The 17,074-nt window shown below is 71.3% G+C and carries 16 protein-coding genes; 6 read left to right on the top strand and 10 right to left on the bottom strand.

All coding sequences use genetic code 11. The features are described from left to right. On the bottom strand, positions 1-724 hold a 724-nt coding region (locus tag GA0115240_RS34190; RefSeq protein WP_176725253.1), incomplete at its 3' end, for a phosphoribosyltransferase domain-containing protein. A 92-nt stretch (positions 725-816) separates the two neighbouring features. Further along, on the bottom strand, positions 817-1,989 hold the full coding sequence (locus GA0115240_RS34185) for an HpcH/HpaI aldolase/citrate lyase family protein (protein WP_093742870.1): 1,173 nt from the start codon (positions 1,987-1,989) through the stop codon (positions 817-819). 250 nt (positions 1,990-2,239) lie between these two features. Here GA0115240_RS34185 and GA0115240_RS34180 point away from each other — a divergent pair, with 250 nt between their 5' ends. Next, positions 2,240-3,202, top strand: coding sequence for a TerD family protein (locus GA0115240_RS34180; RefSeq protein ID WP_093742877.1), 963 nt, complete (start codon positions 2,240-2,242; stop codon positions 3,200-3,202). 70 nt (positions 3,203-3,272) lie between these two features. Here the strand turns inward: GA0115240_RS34180 and GA0115240_RS34175 are convergent, their stop codons facing one another. The 6 genes from GA0115240_RS34175 to GA0115240_RS34150 form a co-directional block, all read right to left on the bottom strand. Next, positions 3,273-4,004 carry a TerD family protein gene (locus tag GA0115240_RS34175; protein WP_093742868.1) on the bottom strand — a complete coding sequence of 244 codons (732 nt, stop codon included), beginning with the start codon at positions 4,002-4,004 and terminating at the stop codon, positions 3,273-3,275. A 148-nt stretch (positions 4,005-4,152) separates the two neighbouring features. Next, on the bottom strand, positions 4,153-5,313 hold the full coding sequence (locus GA0115240_RS34170; protein WP_093742866.1) for a DUF475 domain-containing protein: 1,161 nt from the start codon (positions 5,311-5,313) through the stop codon (positions 4,153-4,155). A 72-nt stretch (positions 5,314-5,385) separates the two neighbouring features. After that, on the bottom strand, positions 5,386-5,961 hold the full coding sequence (locus tag GA0115240_RS34165) for a TerD family protein (RefSeq protein WP_093742864.1): 576 nt from the start codon (positions 5,959-5,961) through the stop codon (positions 5,386-5,388). Between the two features lie 102 nt (positions 5,962-6,063). Continuing rightward, on the bottom strand, positions 6,064-6,639 hold the full coding sequence (locus tag GA0115240_RS34160; protein WP_093742862.1) for a TerD family protein: 576 nt from the start codon (positions 6,637-6,639) through the stop codon (positions 6,064-6,066). Positions 6,640-6,718: 79 nt separating this feature from the next. Next, positions 6,719-7,177, bottom strand: coding sequence for a peroxiredoxin (locus GA0115240_RS34155; protein WP_093742860.1), 459 nt, complete (start codon positions 7,175-7,177; stop codon positions 6,719-6,721). Positions 7,178-7,390: 213 nt separating this feature from the next. After that, the gene (locus tag GA0115240_RS34150) at positions 7,391-7,831 is read right to left on the bottom strand and encodes a DUF3052 domain-containing protein (RefSeq protein WP_093742858.1); all 441 of its coding nucleotides are present in this window, start codon (positions 7,829-7,831) and stop codon (positions 7,391-7,393) included. Positions 7,832-8,278: 447 nt separating this feature from the next. Here GA0115240_RS34150 and aceE point away from each other — a divergent pair, with 447 nt between their 5' ends. From aceE to GA0115240_RS34135, 3 genes are all read left to right on the top strand, one after another. Then, the gene (gene aceE / locus GA0115240_RS34145; RefSeq protein WP_093742856.1) at positions 8,279-11,026 is read left to right on the top strand and encodes a pyruvate dehydrogenase (acetyl-transferring), homodimeric type; all 2,748 of its coding nucleotides are present in this window, start codon (positions 8,279-8,281) and stop codon (positions 11,024-11,026) included. Positions 11,027-11,356: 330 nt separating this feature from the next. After that, complete coding sequence (locus GA0115240_RS34140; protein ID WP_093742876.1) at positions 11,357-12,535, top strand: alpha/beta hydrolase; 1,179 nt, start codon at positions 11,357-11,359, stop codon at positions 12,533-12,535. A 115-nt stretch (positions 12,536-12,650) separates the two neighbouring features. After that, entirely contained in the window at positions 12,651-13,400 is a 750-nt protein-coding gene (locus GA0115240_RS34135) for a DUF4429 domain-containing protein (protein WP_093742854.1), read from the top strand. A gap of 120 nt (positions 13,401-13,520) precedes the next feature. On the opposite strand, the gene GA0115240_RS34130 is transcribed toward GA0115240_RS34135, so the two are convergent. Together GA0115240_RS34130 and GA0115240_RS34125 are read right to left on the bottom strand one after the other, a co-directional pair. Next, positions 13,521-14,549, bottom strand: a complete 1,029-nt coding sequence (locus GA0115240_RS34130; RefSeq protein WP_256070193.1) for an aldo/keto reductase — start codon at positions 14,547-14,549, stop codon at positions 13,521-13,523. After that, complete coding sequence (locus GA0115240_RS34125) at positions 14,546-15,013, bottom strand: MerR family transcriptional regulator (RefSeq protein ID WP_093742872.1); 468 nt, start codon at positions 15,011-15,013, stop codon at positions 14,546-14,548. Before GA0115240_RS34125 ends, GA0115240_RS34130 begins: the two co-directional genes overlap by 4 nt. 141 nt (positions 15,014-15,154) lie before the next feature. Between GA0115240_RS34125 and GA0115240_RS34120 the strand changes: the two genes are divergently transcribed. Both GA0115240_RS34120 and GA0115240_RS34115 read left to right on the top strand, forming a co-directional pair. Further along, complete coding sequence (locus tag GA0115240_RS34120) at positions 15,155-15,979, top strand: serine hydrolase domain-containing protein (protein ID WP_093742852.1); 825 nt, start codon at positions 15,155-15,157, stop codon at positions 15,977-15,979. Between the two features lie 108 nt (positions 15,980-16,087). Beyond that, positions 16,088-17,074 (top strand): helix-turn-helix domain-containing protein (locus tag GA0115240_RS34115; protein WP_107407265.1); only part of this gene is annotated, 987 nt, incomplete at its 3' end.

The following is a 17,074-nucleotide window of genomic DNA, read 5'->3' as shown; positions in this document are numbered from 1 at the left end:
GCGTCTCGTAGTCCGCGATCAGGGACTGTGCCCGGGTCAGGATGCCCGGGGGCAGGGTGACCGTGCCGGTGGCGAGGGCGAGGATGTCGATGCGGGTGGAGAGGGTGGTGGCGAAGGTGATGAGGGCGGTGCGGTCGGCGGGGGAGCGCAGGTCGGTGAGGGCGACGACGACGTAGCGGGCGCGCGGGTGGCGGCTGTGCAGGTCGCGGATGGTGTTGCGGATGGTCAGGCCGGTGGAGAACTCGTCGTCGACCAGGACGAGCGGGCCGGGCCCGGACAGCAGGGCCGGGTCGGCGGGGAGCAGGAAGTGGCCGGTGGCGTGGCTGTGCTCCTCCTCGAAGCCGCCGGCCGGGGCGACGCCCGGGACTTCGCGGCGCGTCGAGTGGAGGTAGGGCGCCGCGCCGAGGCCGTCTGCGACCGCGTGGCCCAGACCGGTCGCGGTCTCGGCGTATCCGAGCACGACGGCCCGGGCCGCCTCCTGCGGGCCCAGCAGGTCGCGGACCCGCTCGCCGAGCCGGTAGGCGTGCCCGTAGACGGTGTCGGGCCGCTGCGGCACATGCTTGCCCAGCACCTGCGAGACGAGCAGGTGCGCCCGCTTGGGGTTGCGCCGCAGAGCGAGGCCGAGCAGGTCGTGCAGGTCCTCACCGTGCGTGCCTTCGCCGTGCAGGGCGACGCCCAGCCGGTCGGCCACCCACTGGCCGGACCAGGGCGCGTTCGTTGCCATCAAGCGGATTTCCCTTGCTTCCAGGTCGTTCGGGTCGGTCCCCCGCGTATCGGCGCGCGCCGCGCTGCTCGCGCCGGCCGCGCCAGGGGCCGTCAGGAGGACGGCAGGCTGGCCGCCAGCAGTTCCACGAAGCCGACGTCCTCACCGGCCACGCCGAACATCTCCGCCCGGCGCAGCGTGCGCTCCGCCCAGGCCCGGTGCGGCTTCACCTCGTTCATCTTGTTGGTGTAGGCCGAGCGCAGCACACCCCCGCCGCCCCGGTCCTCGTGCAGGATGTCGGCGGCGTCGCAGAACTCCTCGTGGGTGACCACGTTGAGCGCGTGCACCACCGGCACATGGCTGGGGTGGATGCACGTCTTGCCCTGCAGCCCGTTGGCGCGGTCCAGCTCGATCTCGCGGAGCAGCCCGTCCATGTCGCGGGCGAGCAGCGCCTCGCGCAGGTCCTCCGCCGCGGGCGTGAAGGGGCTGTGGCGCAGCTGCGGCTTGAACATCCGCTCGTGGTGGCGGAAGTACTCCCAGACCGGTCCGCTCACGGTGAAGCCGCTGCCGTCGGCGCGCCCGAAGGTGTTGACCACGTCGGCTATCACCGAGGCGACGATCTGTACGTCGTAGGCGGTCATCGCGGGCGCGCGCCGCAGCCCGTAGGAGGCGCAGAAGTCGGTGACGCCGAGCCGCATGGCCAGCACCCGGTCGCGGTACTTGTCGACGGTCCGCGAGATGCCGTGCAGGGTCTCCACCCGGCTCTCCAGGTGCAGCAGCTGCGGCGACTCCAGCACCGGCATGGCGAACAGCCGGCGTCCGCTGGCGGCCTCGGCGTGGCTGAGCGCTTCCAGGAAGGGGACGCCGGTCTCCTCGGTGAATTTGGGCAGCACGAAGCCGGACAGCAGGGCCACCGTCGTACCGAGCCGGCTCACCAGGTCGGTGATCTGCTGGGGCGTGCGGACCCGGATGAAGAGCAGCGGTATCGCGCCGGCCGCGTCGGGGCGGGCGGCGAGATCGGCGAACTGCTCGACGAGGTTGGCCTCCCCGGCGGCGACATCGCGGTCGTCGATGGAGTCCTCCAGGCACAGCACCATGGACACGACGCCCTGGGCGGCCTGCTTGCGGATGTCGTCGGCGAGCCGCGGTCGGGTGGCGGGGCTGTAGAGCGTGGCGCCGAGGGCGACAGCGAGCGTGTGGGCGGGCGAGTCAGCGGTGAATTCCTGCGGCTCGCGGTGGAACAGTTCACTTCTGGTATCAGAGGTGAGGTGTCCGAAGTGTCGCATACGCCCCCTTTCAGGTGGTCGGGCCGGGAGACATCTGGCCGATAATCGTACGTGCGACCATGAGGTACTGGTTCCCTCCGTGCGTGAAAAGCAGGTAACCGGCGCTGGTCCACCGCATGACCGTCGCACCGGAACGGCTAGATGGGTATGCCATCGATACCGGCCGGATTCTTGCGGTCCCGTACCGTACCGGTCCGGTCCCGCCCCGCGGCGTTGTGAGGCGGCCCGCCGGAAGGGCAGGATGACCGGTATGACGCACGTGATGGTGAAGGGCTCGAACATCCCGCTGGATGCCCCGGGCGTCCGGGCCGTACTGCGCTGGAGCCCGCGGCCGGGTGCTCCGGACGTGGACGCCTCCGTGCTGCTGGTCGGTGCCGACGGCCGGGTCCGCTCCGACGCCGACTTCGTGTTCTACAACGAGCCCCGGCACCCCTCCGGCCTGGCCCGCCACCTGCCGAAGAAGCTGGCGGCGGAGGAACTGACGGACACCGTCGAAGTCGACCTGGCGGCGCTGGACGCCACCGTGGACCGGGTGGTCGTCGCCGCTTCCTGCGACGGCGGCCCCTTCAGCCAGGTGCACGACCTCGCGCTGCTGCTCTACGACGCCGCCGGGCCGCAGCACGCCGCCCCGCTGGTCACCTTCGACGTGGTGCCGGACACCGGCCAGGAGACCGCCCTGATCTGCGGCGAGCTCTACCGGAAGAACGCCGGCTGGAAGTTCCGGGCCCTCGGCCTCGGATACGCCGACGGGCTGGTCGGGCTGGCCACCGAATTCGGCATCGCGGTGGACGACGGGGAATCGGACCCCTCGGCGACCGCTGCGGCGCCGCCAACAGCCGCTCAGCCCACCAGCCAGCCTACGCCCGCCCCCACCGCCCCGGCGACGGCCGCACCCACGACCTCCGGGCCCAGGCCACCGGCCCCCGCCCCCGCGCAGCCGGCCGCCGGCACCGCCTACGGCTACCCGCTGCCGGCCCCCGCGCCGGCCCATGTGCCCGCGCAGCCCGCCTACGGCTACCCGCAGCCCGCCGCGGCGGCCACCGCCCCGCTGCCCGCCCCGGCGCCCACGGCGGTTTCAGCGGTCCACCAGCAGCCGCAGCAGGGCTACCCGGCCTACGGCTACCCGCAGCCGGTCGCCGCCACCGGGCCCCGCAACGGCGACAGCGGCTTCACCCTGCCCCCGCAGGGCCCGCAGTTCCAGTCCGGCCGCTGACGGGCCCGCGCCCAACCGGCTTGCCCGCGACCGGCCCGCGCCCGACCGGCCCGCCCGCGACCGGCCCGCGTCACACCTTCGACTTATAGCCGCGCCCCCACTGCAGGCCCCACCCGTACAGCCGGTCGATCTCCGACTGGAAGCCGTAGACGTACTTCACCTCGCGGCGCACCACCAGCTCCCCCTTGCGGTTCTCGATCAGCAGCACCGCGCAGGACCGGGCCTGCGGGTGGCGCTCCACCAGCGGGATCTCGATGCGCGGACCCGAGCCGGGGAAGATCTCCACCTTGGCGTGGGCGCGGTCGAAGGCCGGCGTGCCGTCGTAGATGTACACGAAGACCAGCAGCCGCTTGAACTCGTCGCGCTTGTCGAAGTTGATGAAGAGCGTCTCGCCGGAGCTGCCGCCGAACCGGTCGTCGCCGCTCACCTGGATGTACGGCGGACCGTCCAGGTCGCCGAGGAAGTTGCCGAGCGGCTGGACCACGCCCTTGGTGCCGTCGGCGAGTTCGTACATGCACGCCAGGTCGAGGTCGACATTGACCATGGCGGGTCCGGCGGCCTGCACCACGTGGGGCTTGAAGATCTCCAGCTGGCGGCGCAGGAAGCCGCCGCGCTCCATGGTCCAGCTCGCGGTGTCGGAGGTCCGCATCTGCCAGGACAGGTTGACCCGCATGTTGCCAACGGCGGCGCCCTGCTTGGTCAGCGAGATCTCCGGGCGGCGCTTGGTCAGCTCCACCGAGTGCACATTCGTCAGGTCGAATTGCTGGGCGCCGCCGGGCCCCAGAAATCGCCGCCAGTCCATCGCCGCTCCCACTCCCGCTGCTCTGCCCGGTCCGTACCGCGTGCCGCGATACGTATCTGCCCGTCCGTGCCGCGCCCTATCCGTACAGTGACACGGCGCTGCCCCCGCCGGAAGACGGGGGCAGCGCGGGCCGGGCGGTCCGGGGGGGTCAGACCCCGGAGTTGATCTCGGTCTTGTCCGGGGACTGCTCGGACTTCTTGCCGACCCGCCGGTTGCGCACCACCGAGGACCAGTACGACGCGCCGATCAGGACCACGCCGATCAGGCCGGTGACCACCTCGCTGACCTCGTACTTGATCGTCACCAGCAGGATGATCGACAGCGCGCCGATCGCGTAGTGCGCACCGTGCTCGAGGTAGACGTAGTCGTCCAGGGTGCCCTTGCGGACCAGGTAGACGGTCAGCGACCGGATGTACAGCGCGCCGATACCGAGGCCGAGGGCGATCTGGAAGATGTTGTTGCTGATCGCGAAGGCGCCGACGACACCGTCGAAGGAGAAGGACGCGTCGATGACTTCCAGGTACAGGAACATGAAGAACGCGGCCTTGCCGGCCAGGCCCACCACCTGGGAGACCGTCGCCCCGCTGCGCTCGGCGGGAATCGCGGCCCGCTCGGCGTCCGGCTCCTCGTCCGCGCCGTCCTCCTCTTCGAGGTGGTCCTCGAAGTAGCCGGAGATACCGCCGACCACGAGGTAGGTGATCAGACCGAAGAGGCCGGACAGCAGGACTGTCTCGCCCTTGTCGATGGTGCCGTGGCCGCCGTGCAGCGGGACCCCGGTGGCCACCGTGGTGCCGGCGATGGCCAGCACCACCATCGCGATCACCACCGAGAGCATGTCGAGCTTGCCCAGCTTGGCCAGCGGCTTCTCCAGCCAGCTCAGCCAGGTGATCTCCCGCTCCTCGAAGATGAAGTCGAGGAAGATCATCAGCAGGAACATGCCACCGAAGGCGGCGATCGCCGGGTGGGCGTTGGAGACCAGCGTCTCGTAGCGGCTGTGGTCGTCGATGGCGACCTTGACCGCTTCGTACGGGCTGAGCTTGGCGGTGACCGCCACGATGATGATCGGGAAGACCAGCCGCATGCCGAAGACCGCGATCAGTACACCGACGGTCAGGAAGATCTTCTGCCAGAAGGTGTTCATCTTGCGGAGGATGCCCGCGTTGATGACCGCGTTGTCGAAGGAGAGCGAGATCTCCAGGACGGACAGGATCGCGATGAGCGCGACTCCCTTGGCTCCCCAGACGTAACCGGCCAGGGCGAGGCCGAGGGCAGTGATGCCGAGCGACCAACCGAATGTTCTGAGGAGCACGTGCTTCCCACCCAATCCCTTGAGATTCCCGGGGCCACCTGAGCCGCAGGAACCCCCGCGCGGTGCGCGGCTTTACGAAACGTTGACTCCGAAGTCTAGGGCGATGCCCCGCAGTCCGGAGGCGTACCCCTGACCCACCGCCCTGAACTTCCATTCGCCGCCGTAGCGGTAGAGCTCGCCGAAGATCATCGCGGTTTCGGTGGAGGCGTCCTCAGTCAGGTCGTAGCGCGCCAGCTCGGCGCCGTCGGCCTGGTTGAGCACCCGGATGTACGCCTCGCTGACCTGGCCGAAGGTCTGCACGCGGGCGTCGGCGTCGTAGATGGAGACCGGGAAGACGATCTTGTCGACCGAGGCCGGGACGGTGGACAGGTCGACCAGGATGGTCTCGTCGTCCCCGCCGGAGCCGCCGGTGAGGTCGTCGCCGGTGTGCTCGACGGAGCCCTCGGGGCTCTTGAGGTTGTTGTAGAAGACGAAGTATTCATCTCCCATCACCCGGCCGTTGGCGCACAGCAGCGCGCTGGCGTCCAGGTCGAAGTCGGCTCCGGTGGTCGAACGTGCCCTCCAGCCGAGGCCGATCTGCACCTGGGTGAGATTCGGCGCGGCCTTGGACAGGGAGACATTGCCTCCCTTGGCGAGCGTGACGCCCATCGTGGTCCTTCCCTCCCCGCAATTGGTTCCGTGTGTCTGCCCGGCGGGCCCCGCCGCGTCCGCACGCGTACGGGCCGCCGGGCGTTCCCGCCGCCGCGGCGGTCAGACGTTGACGCCGAAGTCCTGGGCGATGCCGCGCAGCCCGGAGGCGTACCCCTGGCCGATGGCCCGGAACTTCCACTCGCCGCCGTGCCGGTAGAGCTCGCCGAAGACCATCGCGGTCTCGGTGGACGCGTCCTCGGTCAGGTCGTAGCGGGCCAGCTCGCGCTGGTCGGCCGCGTTGAGCACCCTGATGTAGGCGTTGCGGACCTGGCCGAAGCTCTGCTGGCGCGGTTCGGCGTCGTAGATGGAGACCGGGAAGACGATCTTGGCGACGTCGGCCGGCACGGTGGCCAGGTTGACGTTGATCACCTCGTCATCCCCTTCGCCCTCACCGGTGAGGTTGTCACCGGTGTGCTCGACCGACCCGTCCGGGCTGCGCAGGTTGTTGAAGAACACGAAGTGCGCGTCGGACAGGACCTTGCCCTGCTCGTTGGTGAGCAGGGCGCTGGCGTCCAGGTCGAAGTCGGTCCCCGTGGTGGTACGGGCGTCCCAGCCCAGACCCACGACGACCGCCGTGAGGTTCGGCGCCTCCTTGGTCAGCGAGACGTTGCCACCCTTGCTGAGGCTGACTCCCACGAGTCCTCCCCTCCCCTTCGGTGCATGCGGCTGTGCGTACCGGATCAACGTGCCGAGCTTAGTGACCGGTTCCCCACGACTACAGCGCTTCGAGCGCCTTTGCGTACTCATGAAGGTCACGGGCTTCCGGCAGGCCGTTCACGATCGTCCAGCGCACGGTGCCGCGCTTGTCGACGACGAAGGTGCCGCGCAGCGCGCAGCCCTTGTCCTCGGCGAAGACGCCGTAGGCCCGGGAGGCCGCGCCGTGCGGCCAGAAGTCGGACAGCAGCGGGAAGTCCAGTGCCTCGGCGTCGGAGAAGACCCGCAGGGCGTGCATGGAGTCGCAGGACACCGCGAGCAGCTGCACGTCGCTGTTCTGAAAGGCGGGCAGCTCGGCCTGCACCGCGCGCAGCTCGCCGGTGCACACGCCGGTGAAGGCGAAGGGGAAGAACAGCAGCACGACGTTCTTGGCGCCCCGGAAGCCGCTCAGCCGCACGCTGCGGCCGTGCTGGTCGCTGAGCTGGAAGTCGGGGGCGGCGGCGCCCACCTCGATCGGCACGGTCGCGGTCCTTCGGTCGCTGGTGCGGTGGTGCGGTGTGCGCGGCGGCGCCGCCGAAAGGCCGCCGCGGCCGGCCGGTGGCGCAGTTCTCCGCGCCCGTTGGCGGGCGCCCCCGGTGCGGACGGTGCCCGGCACCGGGGCGCGGGAAACTGCGCGCTCAGCCACGTACACCTGGCAGATGACAGAGCGCGCAGCCCTGAAGGCGCTACGGGGCTACCGCCGGGCGGCCCTCGCCGCCTTCGGGGTGACCAGGCGGCTGCCGGTCCAGTCCCGCGCTGCGTTCACGCTGCTGGTCTGGGCCAGTCCTGCCGTCTGTGCCGCTTCGCCGATCTCGCTGGGCTCGACATGGCCGTCACGCCCCGTCTTCGGGGTCATCAGCCAGATCGGGGCGCCGGGGTCGACCGTCGATGTGGCGTCGACGAGTGCGTCGGTGAGGTCGCCGTCGTCCTCGCGGAACCACAGCAGGACGGCATCGGGCACGTCGTCGTAGTCCTCATCGGCGAGCTCTTCGCCTGTGAGCTCCTCAATGCTCTCGCGAAGCTCCTGGTCGGAATCCTCGTCGTACCCGAGCTCCTGGACCACCTGTCCGGGCTCGAAACCAAGCCGGCTCGCCGGGTTGGTCCGCTCCTCCGCGTGGTCCGCGGTCGCGCTCACGCTTTGCCTCCTGTCATGGGAACTGCATTGTTTCGCTGAGTCCGTATGTGCCCGCTGCGGCGCGAGCTTATTGGCGGTAGTCCACACGGGCGCGGCGGATCGCGCAAGTACCCGGCGTACGAGACCGCCGAAACGGTGATGATTCGACCGTCTTCCCCGCAACCCGTACGCCCGTTTCTCTACCCATAGTGACGCACACCACTCCGGTTTGCCGGTGTTGTGGGTGATTGGAGTCACCAGTCGGTCGTACGTCCGACTGGGCGTAGAGTGCGGGTTTGGCCGCCCGGCGACCCCGCCCCCGCGACCGTGACCCTCGCGATCCCCGGCGCGGGCAGCGGTTACCGCTCGGTAGAGATGACGTATCGAACCACGCGGTACACGATGGAGGCGGCGCGACCCCACCGAGCCCCCAGGCATCAGGTACCACCCGAACAGCGAAGGAAAAGCGTGGCTTCCGGATCCGATCGCAACCCGATCATCATTGGCGGCCTTCCCAGCCAGGTCCCGGATTTCGATCCCGAGGAGACTGCGGAATGGCTCGACTCGCTCGATGCGGCCATAGACGAGCGCGGCCGGGAGCGGGCCCGCTACCTGATGCTCCGCCTCATCGAGCGCGCGCGCGAGAAGCGTGTCGCGGTGCCCGAGATGCGCAGCAGCGACTACGTGAACACCATCGCCACCAAGGACGAGCCGTTCTTCCCCGGCAATGAGGAGATCGAGCGCAAGATCCTCAACGCGACCCGGTGGAACGCCGCCGTGATGGTGTCGCGCGCGCAGCGCCCCGGGATCGGGGTCGGCGGCCACATCGCCACCTTCGCCTCCTCCGCCTCGCTCTACGACGTGGGCTTCAACCACTTCTTCCGCGGCAAGGACGACGGCCTCGGCGGCGACCAGATCTTCTTCCAGGGCCACGCCTCCCCCGGCATCTACGCCCGCGCCTTCCTGCTGGACCGGCTCTCCGAGGCGCAGCTCGACGGCTTCCGCCAGGAGAAGTCCAAGGCGCCCAACGGCCTGTCCAGCTACCCGCACCCGCGGCTGATGCCGGACTTCTGGGAGTTCCCGACCGTCTCCATGGGCCTGGGCCCGCTGGGCGCGATCTACCAGGCCCGGATGAACCGCTACATGCAGGCGCGCGGCATCGCCGACACCTCGAAGTCGCATGTCTGGGCGTTCCTCGGCGACGGCGAGATGGACGAGCCGGAGTCGCTCGGCCAGCTGTCCATCGCCGCCCGTGAGGGCCTGGACAACCTCACCTTCGTGGTCAACTGCAACCTGCAGCGGCTCGACGGCCCGGTGCGGGGCAACGGCAAGATCATCCAGGAGCTGGAGTCGCAGTTCCGCGGGGCCGGCTGGAATGTCATCAAGCTGGTCTGGGACCGCTCCTGGGACCCGCTGCTGGCCCAGGACCGGGACGGCCTGCTGGTCAACAAGATGAACATCACACCGGACGGGCAGTTCCAGACGTACGCCACCGAGACCGGCGCGTACATCCGCGAGCACTTCTTCGGTGACGACCAGCGGCTGCGCCGGATGGTGGAGGACCTCAGCGACGAGCAGATCCTGCACCTCGGCCGCGGCGGCCACGACCACCGCAAGATCTTCGCCGCGTACACCGCCGCCCAGGAGCACAAGGGCCAGCCGACCGTCATCCTCGCCCAGACCATCAAGGGCTGGACGCTCGGCCCGAACTTCGAGGGCCGCAACGCGACCCACCAGATGAAGAAGCTCACGGTCGACGACCTCAAGCGCTTCCGGGACCGGCTGCACCTGCCGATCACCGACCAGCGGCTGGACGAGGGCTACCCGCCCTACTACCACCCGGGCCGGGACTCCGAAGAGATCCAGTACATGCACGACCACCGCAAGGCCTGCGGCGGCTACGTGCCCACCCGGGTGGTGCGCGCCAAGCCGCTGCCGCTGCCGGCCGACAAGACGTACGCGACCGCGCGCAAGGGCTCGGGGCAGCAGTCGATCGCGACCACCATGGCGTTCGTCCGGGTGCTCAAGGACCTGATGCGGGACAAGGAGATCGGCAAGCGCTTCGTGCTGATCGCCCCGGACGAGTACCGCACCTTCGGCATGGACGCGTTCTTCCCGAGCGCGAAGATCTACAACCCGATGGGCCAGCAGTACGAGTCGGTCGACCGCGAGCTGCTGCTGGCGTACAAGGAGTCGCCGACCGGCCAGATGCTGCACGACGGCATCTCCGAGGCCGGCTGCACCGCCTCGCTGATCGCGGCCGGCTCCGCCTACGCCACCCACGGCGAGCCGCTGATCCCGGTCTACGTCTTCTACTCGATGTTCGGCTTCCAGCGCACCGGTGACCAGTTCTGGCAGATGGCCGATCAGCTCGCGCGCGGTTTCGTGCTGGGCGCGACCGCCGGGCGCACCACCCTCACGGGTGAGGGCCTGCAGCACGCCGACGGCCACTCGCAGCTGCTGGCCTCGACCAACCCGGCGTGTGTCGCCTACGACCCGGCGTACTCCTACGAGATTGCGCACATCGTGCAGGACGGCCTGCGCCGGATGTACGGCCCCACCGCCGACGGCAAGCCCGGCGAGGACGTCTTCTACTACCTGACGGTCTACAACGAGCCGATCCAGCACCCGGCCGAGCCGGCCGATGTGGACATCGAGGGCATCCTCAAGGGTGTGCACCGGATCAAGACCGGCGAGCAGGGCGTCGTACCGGCCCAGATCATGGCGTCCGGTGTCGCGGTGCCGTGGGCGATCGAGGCCCAGCGCCTGCTCGCCGCGGACTGGAACGTGCGGGCCGACGTATGGTCCGCGACCTCCTGGAACGAGCTGCGGCGCGAGGCCGTCGCGGTCGAGCAGCACAACCTGCTGCACCCCGAGGAGGAGCAGCGGGTGCCCTATGTGACGCGCAAGCTCTCCTCGGGCCAGGGCCCGTTCGTGGCGGTGTCCGACTGGATGCGCTCGGTGCCGGACCAGATCGCCCGCTGGGTGCCGGGCCGCTACGCCTCGCTGGGCGCGGACGGCTTCGGCTTCGCCGACACCCGCGGCGCGGCCCGCCGGTTCTTCCACATCGACGCCGAGTCGATCGTGCTGGCGGTGCTGACCGAGCTGGCGCAGGACGGCAAGATCGACCGCTCGCTGCTGAAGCAGGCGGTGGACCGCTACCAGCTGCTCGACGTGGCGGCGGCCGACCCGGGCGCCGCGGGCGGCGACGCCTGACCGTCCGCGGTCGGGGCGTGGCGGGGCGCAGGACGGATTCGGACAACTGCGGGTCAGGTGCACGACACGTACAGCAGGGCTTTCGGAGCCCCGGCCGGTGATCTCCACCGGCCGGGGCTTCGTCGGTTTTCGGCCGTAACTTATGGCCGCCTTATTCCGTTGCCAAACGTGATGTCCGTCACGCATCCACCGTCTTCCGTTCTCCATCTTCTACGCTGACGACTGACGGGCCGTCCGGCAACGGCGTGGCCCGCAACCCCACCGTCACCCCGGCCGACCCGCTGACCACGGGAAGAATGCGCGAGGCAACAGCGAGTGACCCTTCTCTACATGCGCATGAACCCCACGGCCGTGCGGGCCCTGCTCGCCCTGTCGGTCGTCTTCGTGATGCTGGCCACCACCGGCTGGACCGCGGTCCGGCCGCACGGCGTGGACGATCCGCGGGCCGCCTCCCTGTCGGCCTGGGTGAGCGGCAAGATCGGCGCCCGCAAGCTCCCCGACCCGGCGGCGGCACCCGGCGTCATCGCCCGCTTCTTCGCCTCGCTCACCAGCGCCCAGCGGCACAGCCTCGCCGAGCGCTACCCGCTGGTGGTCGGCAATCTCAACGGCGCTCCGGCCACCTTGCGTTATCTGGCCAACCGGCGGGCCCTCACCGAGGCCCGCACCGCCGAGGCCGCCCTGGTGCGCAGCGACCGGCTCACCCCGGCCGGCCGGCAGAACGCGGGCCAGCTGGTGGAGCGCTACGACTCGCTGCTCACCGGCGACCGGCAGATCCTCGCCTTCGACCCCACCGGGACCGGCCGGGCCGCCGAAGTGCTCGGCGACCTCGACACCGCCGGCCGGGTGTCCATCGTCGTCCCCGGCGTCGACACCGACATGCTCAGCTTCGAGCGCGAGAACAAGCCGTACTCGGCCCCGGTGGGCATGGCCGACCAGCTCTACGACGCCGAGCAGGCCGCCGATCCGGGCGCGCGCACCGCGGTGATCGCCTGGGCCGACTACACCACGCCGGCCGGCGTCGGCTTGGACGCCACCATCGGCGCGGACGCCGAGCACGGCGCCGTCCGCCTGGAAGCGCTGCTCGACTCGCTGCCGCGACGCGCCGACGTGGCCCTGTTCTGCCACTCCTACGGCTCGGTGCTGTGCGGGGTGGCCGCGCCCGACCTGCCGCGCGGCCGGGTCTCCGACATCACCGTCTTCGGCAGCCCCGGCATGCGCGCCCGGCACGCCTCCGACCTGCACACCACGGCGCACGTCTGGGCGGCCCGCGACTCCAGCGACTGGATCAGCGACGTGCCGCACCTGGAGTTCGCCGGCCTCGGCCACGGCGCCGACCCGGTCTCCGACTCCTTCGGCGCCCGGGTCATCAGCGCGGCCGGCGCCATCGGCCACCCCGGCTACTTCGCCCCCGGCACCACCAGCCTCGCCAACTTCGCGGAGATCGCGCTCGGCGACTACGCGGGCGTCGCCTGCCGCGGGGGCGACAACTGCACGGCCGGACTGGACTGACGGCTCCCGTCTGCGGCCGGCCGCGGGAGCACGGGGCCCGGGAGCGTACGCGCTTTGGCTGACGCGCGGAGCGACAGGGGGACCGCTGGGCGGGACTCGGCCATAAGCTGAACACATGGGTGACGTGCTGGCCGGAAACAACGCCGTATGGGAGTTCGAACCCGACGCGGTGCTCATCCGGTACAGCCGTTCGGTGCGCGGCTCCCGGCTGCTCCAGGCGCTCGGGGAGCGCCGCGTCCCTCACGGCGCCCTGGCCGGCGTGGAGTTGACGGAGGGTCGGCGCGGCACCGTCGTGCTGCGCGCGGCACCGAGACCCGGCGCGGACCCGCTGGTCGAGGTGGCCGGCGGGCAGTTGCGGGAGACCGCCGATCCCTACCGGCTGGTGCTGCCCGACCAGTCCCGGGACCTCGCCGAGGCCGGCCTGCACCGGCTGGAGGCCGCGATCGCGTCGGGGGACGGGGCCGAGCCGCCCGGCCGGTTCCTGGTGACGGCGCCGGCCGGCCCGGCGGTGTTCAAGGCCTACGACGCGAAGGCGTTCTTCGACGGCCGGACGGTCACCTTCCGCTGGTTCCGCACCGGTGCCTCGACCGCCAAGTGGAAGGCCGGCGACCAGACGTTCGCCGTCGAGGAGTTGAGCGGCGTCGACTGGCGCTCCCCCGAACTGCTGCACGGCCACCTGCGACTGCTGCGCCGCGACACCGGCGAGCCGGGCGCCGCGGACGGCCCCCCGCAGGCCGCCGATCAGGATCCGGCGGCGGTGATCTTCGGTCTCGGCTACGGGCCGGTGCACGAGTCGCTGCCCTTCGCCGCGGCCGTACTGGCGGCGATCCGGGCGGCCCGGGTGGGGCCGGAGCCGTGGCTGTGAGCGCCGGGGCCTGAAGCACCCCGCCCCCTCCGGGACACGCCCCGGCCCCTCCGGGACACGCCTCGCCCGGGCCGGTGGCGGCGCGCCACCGGCCCGGGCGAGGTGTGCTGGCGGCCGGCGCTACTCGCGCGCCGCCGATGTCGCGCTCATGTCCGGGTAGCGGTCGCCCGCGACCTGGCCGGCGATCGGTTCCAGCCACTTGAGTTCGAGTTCGTCCAGGGTGATCCGGGACGCCGCGGTGTTCTCGCGCACCCGGGAGGCCCGGCGGGTGCCCGGGATCGGGACGACCGCCATATCGTGCACGGCGGCCCGCTGGTGCACCCAGGCCAGCGCGATCTGGCCGAGCGTGGCGTCGTGCGCCTTCGCCGCCTTGCGGACCGGATCCAGCAGCCGCCCGTTGGCCTTGGCGTTGTCCCCGCTGAAGCGCGGCTGGAGACGGCGGAAGTCGCCGGCCGACAGATCGCTGCCCGCGTCCTGGAAGGAGCCGGTCAGGAAGCCCCGGCCGAGCGGCGAGTACGCCACCACCGCGACACCCAGCTCGGCCGCCGCGCCGACCAGCGACCGCTCCGCGTCCCGGCTGAACAGCGACCACTCCGACTGGACGGCGGCGATCGGATGCACCGCGTGCGCCGCCCGCAGCTCGGCGCCGGTCACCTCGGACAGTCCGAGGTGGCGCACCTTGCCCTCGGCGACGAGCTCGGCCATCGCGCCGACCGACTCGGCGAAGGGCACCGCGGGGTCGTGCCGGTGCATGTAGTACAGGTCGATCACCTCGGTGCCCAGCCGCCGCAGGCTGGCCTCGACGGACCGCCGGATGTAGGCCGGGTCGTTGTTCACCCCGCGGCTGTCCGGGTTGTCCGGGTCGCGGACGATGCCGAACTTGCTGGCGAGGGTGATCTCGTCGCGGTGCGCTGCGACGAACGGCGCCAGGAACTCCTCGTTGCGCCCGATGCCGTAGATGTCGGCGGTGTCGAACAGGGTGACACCCAGCTCCAGCGCCGCCTCCAGCGTCTTGCGGGCGCCGGCCTCGTCGGTGGCGCCGTAGAACTCGCTGATGCCCATGCAGCCGAGCCCCTGCACCCCCACGAGCGGCCCGTCGTTCCCCAGTCGCACGGTGGCGATACGCCCGCCGTCTGCCTCTGCCGTCACGTTCCTGTCCTCTCCGGCGCCCGACCGGCGCCCGCGTACGTGGCGATCTTGCCGTCCAGGACGGTCAGGGTGTCCTGGAGTTCGGTGATGCGGTGCAGGACGTCGAGCCGGGTGGACTCCAGCAGGGCCCGGCGGTCCGCGTAGGTGTGCGCGCCCGCCCGGACCATCTCGGCGTAGGCCACCATGTCCGCGACGGGCATCCCGGTCAGCCGCAGCTTGCCGACGAAGGCGAGCCAGTCCAGGTCCCGGTTGGAGAAGCGCCGCTGCCCGGTGTGGGACCGGTCGACGTGCGGCATCAGCCCGATGCGCTCGTACCAGCGCAGGGTGTGCGCGCTGAGGCCGGTGAAGTCGGCCACCTCGCTGATCGTGTACTGGTCCTCACCGTCGGGCCGCAGGTGCCCCGCGTCGTCCTCACAGTTCCTCATGGTGCCCGGTGTGCTCGTTGTCGCGTGCAGGACCGTCATGCCCACCACGCTAAGACCTTGGAGTGCGCTCTAGGCAAGCGGGCCGAGCGGCAACCGGACACAGCGGGCGGGAGAGGCGGGGAGCACGGGGAGCACGGGGACAGTGAACCCGGCCCGCCCGCAGGCAATAGGCTCGGCGCCATGGAGAGCCTGGGGCTGATGGGGAACTGGCCGGTGCCGGCGGCGGCCGGAGCCGTCGTACGGCGGGACGGGACGGTGGCCGGGACGTACGGCCCGGTGGAGCGGCAGTTCACGCTCGCCTCGGTGACCAAGCCGCTGGCCGCCTACGCGGTGCTGGTCGCGTACGAGGAGGGCGTCTTCGAGCTGGACGATCCGGCCGGTCCGGAGGGCTCGACCGTCCGGCACCTGCTCGCCCACACCTCCGGGCTCGCCTTCGACGCGCACAAGGTGACGGCGCCGCCCGGCACCCGGCGGCTGTACTCGAACGCCGGGTTCGAGGTGCTGGGCGACACGCTGGCCAAGGCGGCGGGCATGCCGTTCGCGGAGTATCTGCGGCAGGCCGTGCTGGAGCCGCTGGGCATGTCCCGCACCTCGCTGCCCGGATCGCCGGCCGCCGGCGGGGTCTCCACCGCCGGGGACCTGGCCCGGTTCGCCGCCGAGCTCCAGGCCCCCCGCCTGCTGCACTCCACGACGCTGGCGACCGCGACCTCGGTGGCCTTCCCGGGGCTCAAGGGCGTCCTGCCCGGCTACGGCCACCAGAACCCCAACGACTGGGGCCTCGGCTTCGAGATCCGCGACGGCAAGTCCCCGCACTGGACCGGCTCGCTGTCCTCGCCCGGCACCTTCGGGCACTTCGGCCAGTCCGGCACCTTCCTGTGGGTGGACCCGGCCGCGGGCGCGGCCTGCGTGGCGCTCACCGACCGGGACTTCGGCGAGTGGGCGCTGCCGCTGTGGCCGGAGCTGACGGACGAGGTGCTGAAGGAACTGGACGCCGGCCGGGGGTGACCCGGCGCGGATCGGCACGGGTCTGTCCTCCCGGGCCCGGCCCCTCGGTGCGATCCTGTCCCCGGCAGGGACAGGATCGCACCGCGCTCGCCGCCGTACCGTGGAGTGGTGGACACCGGAAGCAGGCTCGGCGAATTTCTGCGGTCCCGCCGTGCGCGGGTGGGCCCGCGCGATGTCGGTCTGCCCGGAGGCGAGCGCCGTCGGGTGCCCGGGCTGCGCCGGGAAGAGGTCGCGCTGCTGGCCGGCATCAGCGCCGAGTACTACCTGCGGCTCGAACAGGGCCGTGACCGGCATCCTTCCGAGCAGGTCCTGGAGAGCATCGCCCGGGCCTTGCTGCTGGACGCGGACGCGGAAACGTATCTGCACCAGCTGGCCCGCCCGCCCCGGGCCGCCACCGGCCGCCGCGCGGGTCGGCCGGAGCGGGTCGGCGAGGGCGTGCGCGGCCTGATCGGCAGCTGGACGACGACACCGGCCTTCGTGCACGGCCGCTCCATGACGATACTGGCCGCCAACCCCATCGCCGTCGCCCTGTCCCCGTCCTTCGCACCCGGCGTCAACACGCTCCGGGCGGCGTTCGTGGAGCCGGAGATGCGGGTCTTCCACCGCGACTGGGACGCCATGACGGCCAAGGCGGTGGCATACCTGCGCTCGCAGGCCGGCGCGGCCGCCCATGATCCCGCGCTGCTGGAGCTGATCGGCGAACTCGGCCGGCACAGCGAGCGGTTCCGCACCCTGTGGGCCCGGCAGGACGTCCGGCAGAAGACCAGCGGCACCAGCCGCATGCTCCACCCCCAAGTGGGCCCGCTGGAGCTGCGCTACGAGAAGCTCGCGGTGCCCGGCTCCCCCGGCCAGATGCTGATCACCTACCACGCCGAGCCGGATTCCGAGTCCGCCGAGCGCCTTCAGCTGCTGGCCCACCTGGCCGACGGCGGGGTCAGCCGTACGACGGCTCGCCGTGCATCTCCCACACCAGGAACTCCGCCGCACCCCGCCACGCCCACCCGGACCCCCCGCTCCACCCCTGACCCGCGCCGCGTCCCCCGGTCCCAGCGTCCGGTCGCCGACCGCCAGCCGGCCGCTGACGACGTGCAGGTA

This window comes from Streptomyces sp. DvalAA-14 (assembly GCF_900091855.1).
GTDB lineage: Bacteria > Actinomycetota > Actinomycetes > Streptomycetales > Streptomycetaceae > Actinacidiphila.
Note: the sequence above shows the minus strand (reverse complement) of the source record. Positions and strands in the feature narration are given on the sequence as shown.

Coding starts and splice junctions, on each gene's coding strand:
- GA0115240_RS34185 (WP_093742870.1), bottom strand. CDS start 1,989: ATGCGACACTTCGGACACCTCACCTCTGATACCAGAAGTGAACTGTTC.
- GA0115240_RS34180 (WP_093742877.1), top strand. CDS start 2,240: ATGACGCACGTGATGGTGAAGGGCTCGAACATCCCGCTGGATGCCCCG.
- GA0115240_RS34175 (WP_093742868.1), bottom strand. CDS start 4,004: ATGGACTGGCGGCGATTTCTGGGGCCCGGCGGCGCCCAGCAATTCGAC.
- GA0115240_RS34165 (WP_093742864.1), bottom strand. CDS start 5,961: ATGGGCGTCACGCTCGCCAAGGGAGGCAATGTCTCCCTGTCCAAGGCC.
- GA0115240_RS34140 (WP_093742876.1), top strand. CDS start 11,357: ATGCGCATGAACCCCACGGCCGTGCGGGCCCTGCTCGCCCTGTCGGTC.
- GA0115240_RS34135 (WP_093742854.1), top strand. CDS start 12,651: ATGGGTGACGTGCTGGCCGGAAACAACGCCGTATGGGAGTTCGAACCC.
- GA0115240_RS34125 (WP_093742872.1), bottom strand. CDS start 15,013: ATGACGGTCCTGCACGCGACAACGAGCACACCGGGCACCATGAGGAAC.
- GA0115240_RS34120 (WP_093742852.1), top strand. CDS start 15,155: ATGGAGAGCCTGGGGCTGATGGGGAACTGGCCGGTGCCGGCGGCGGCC.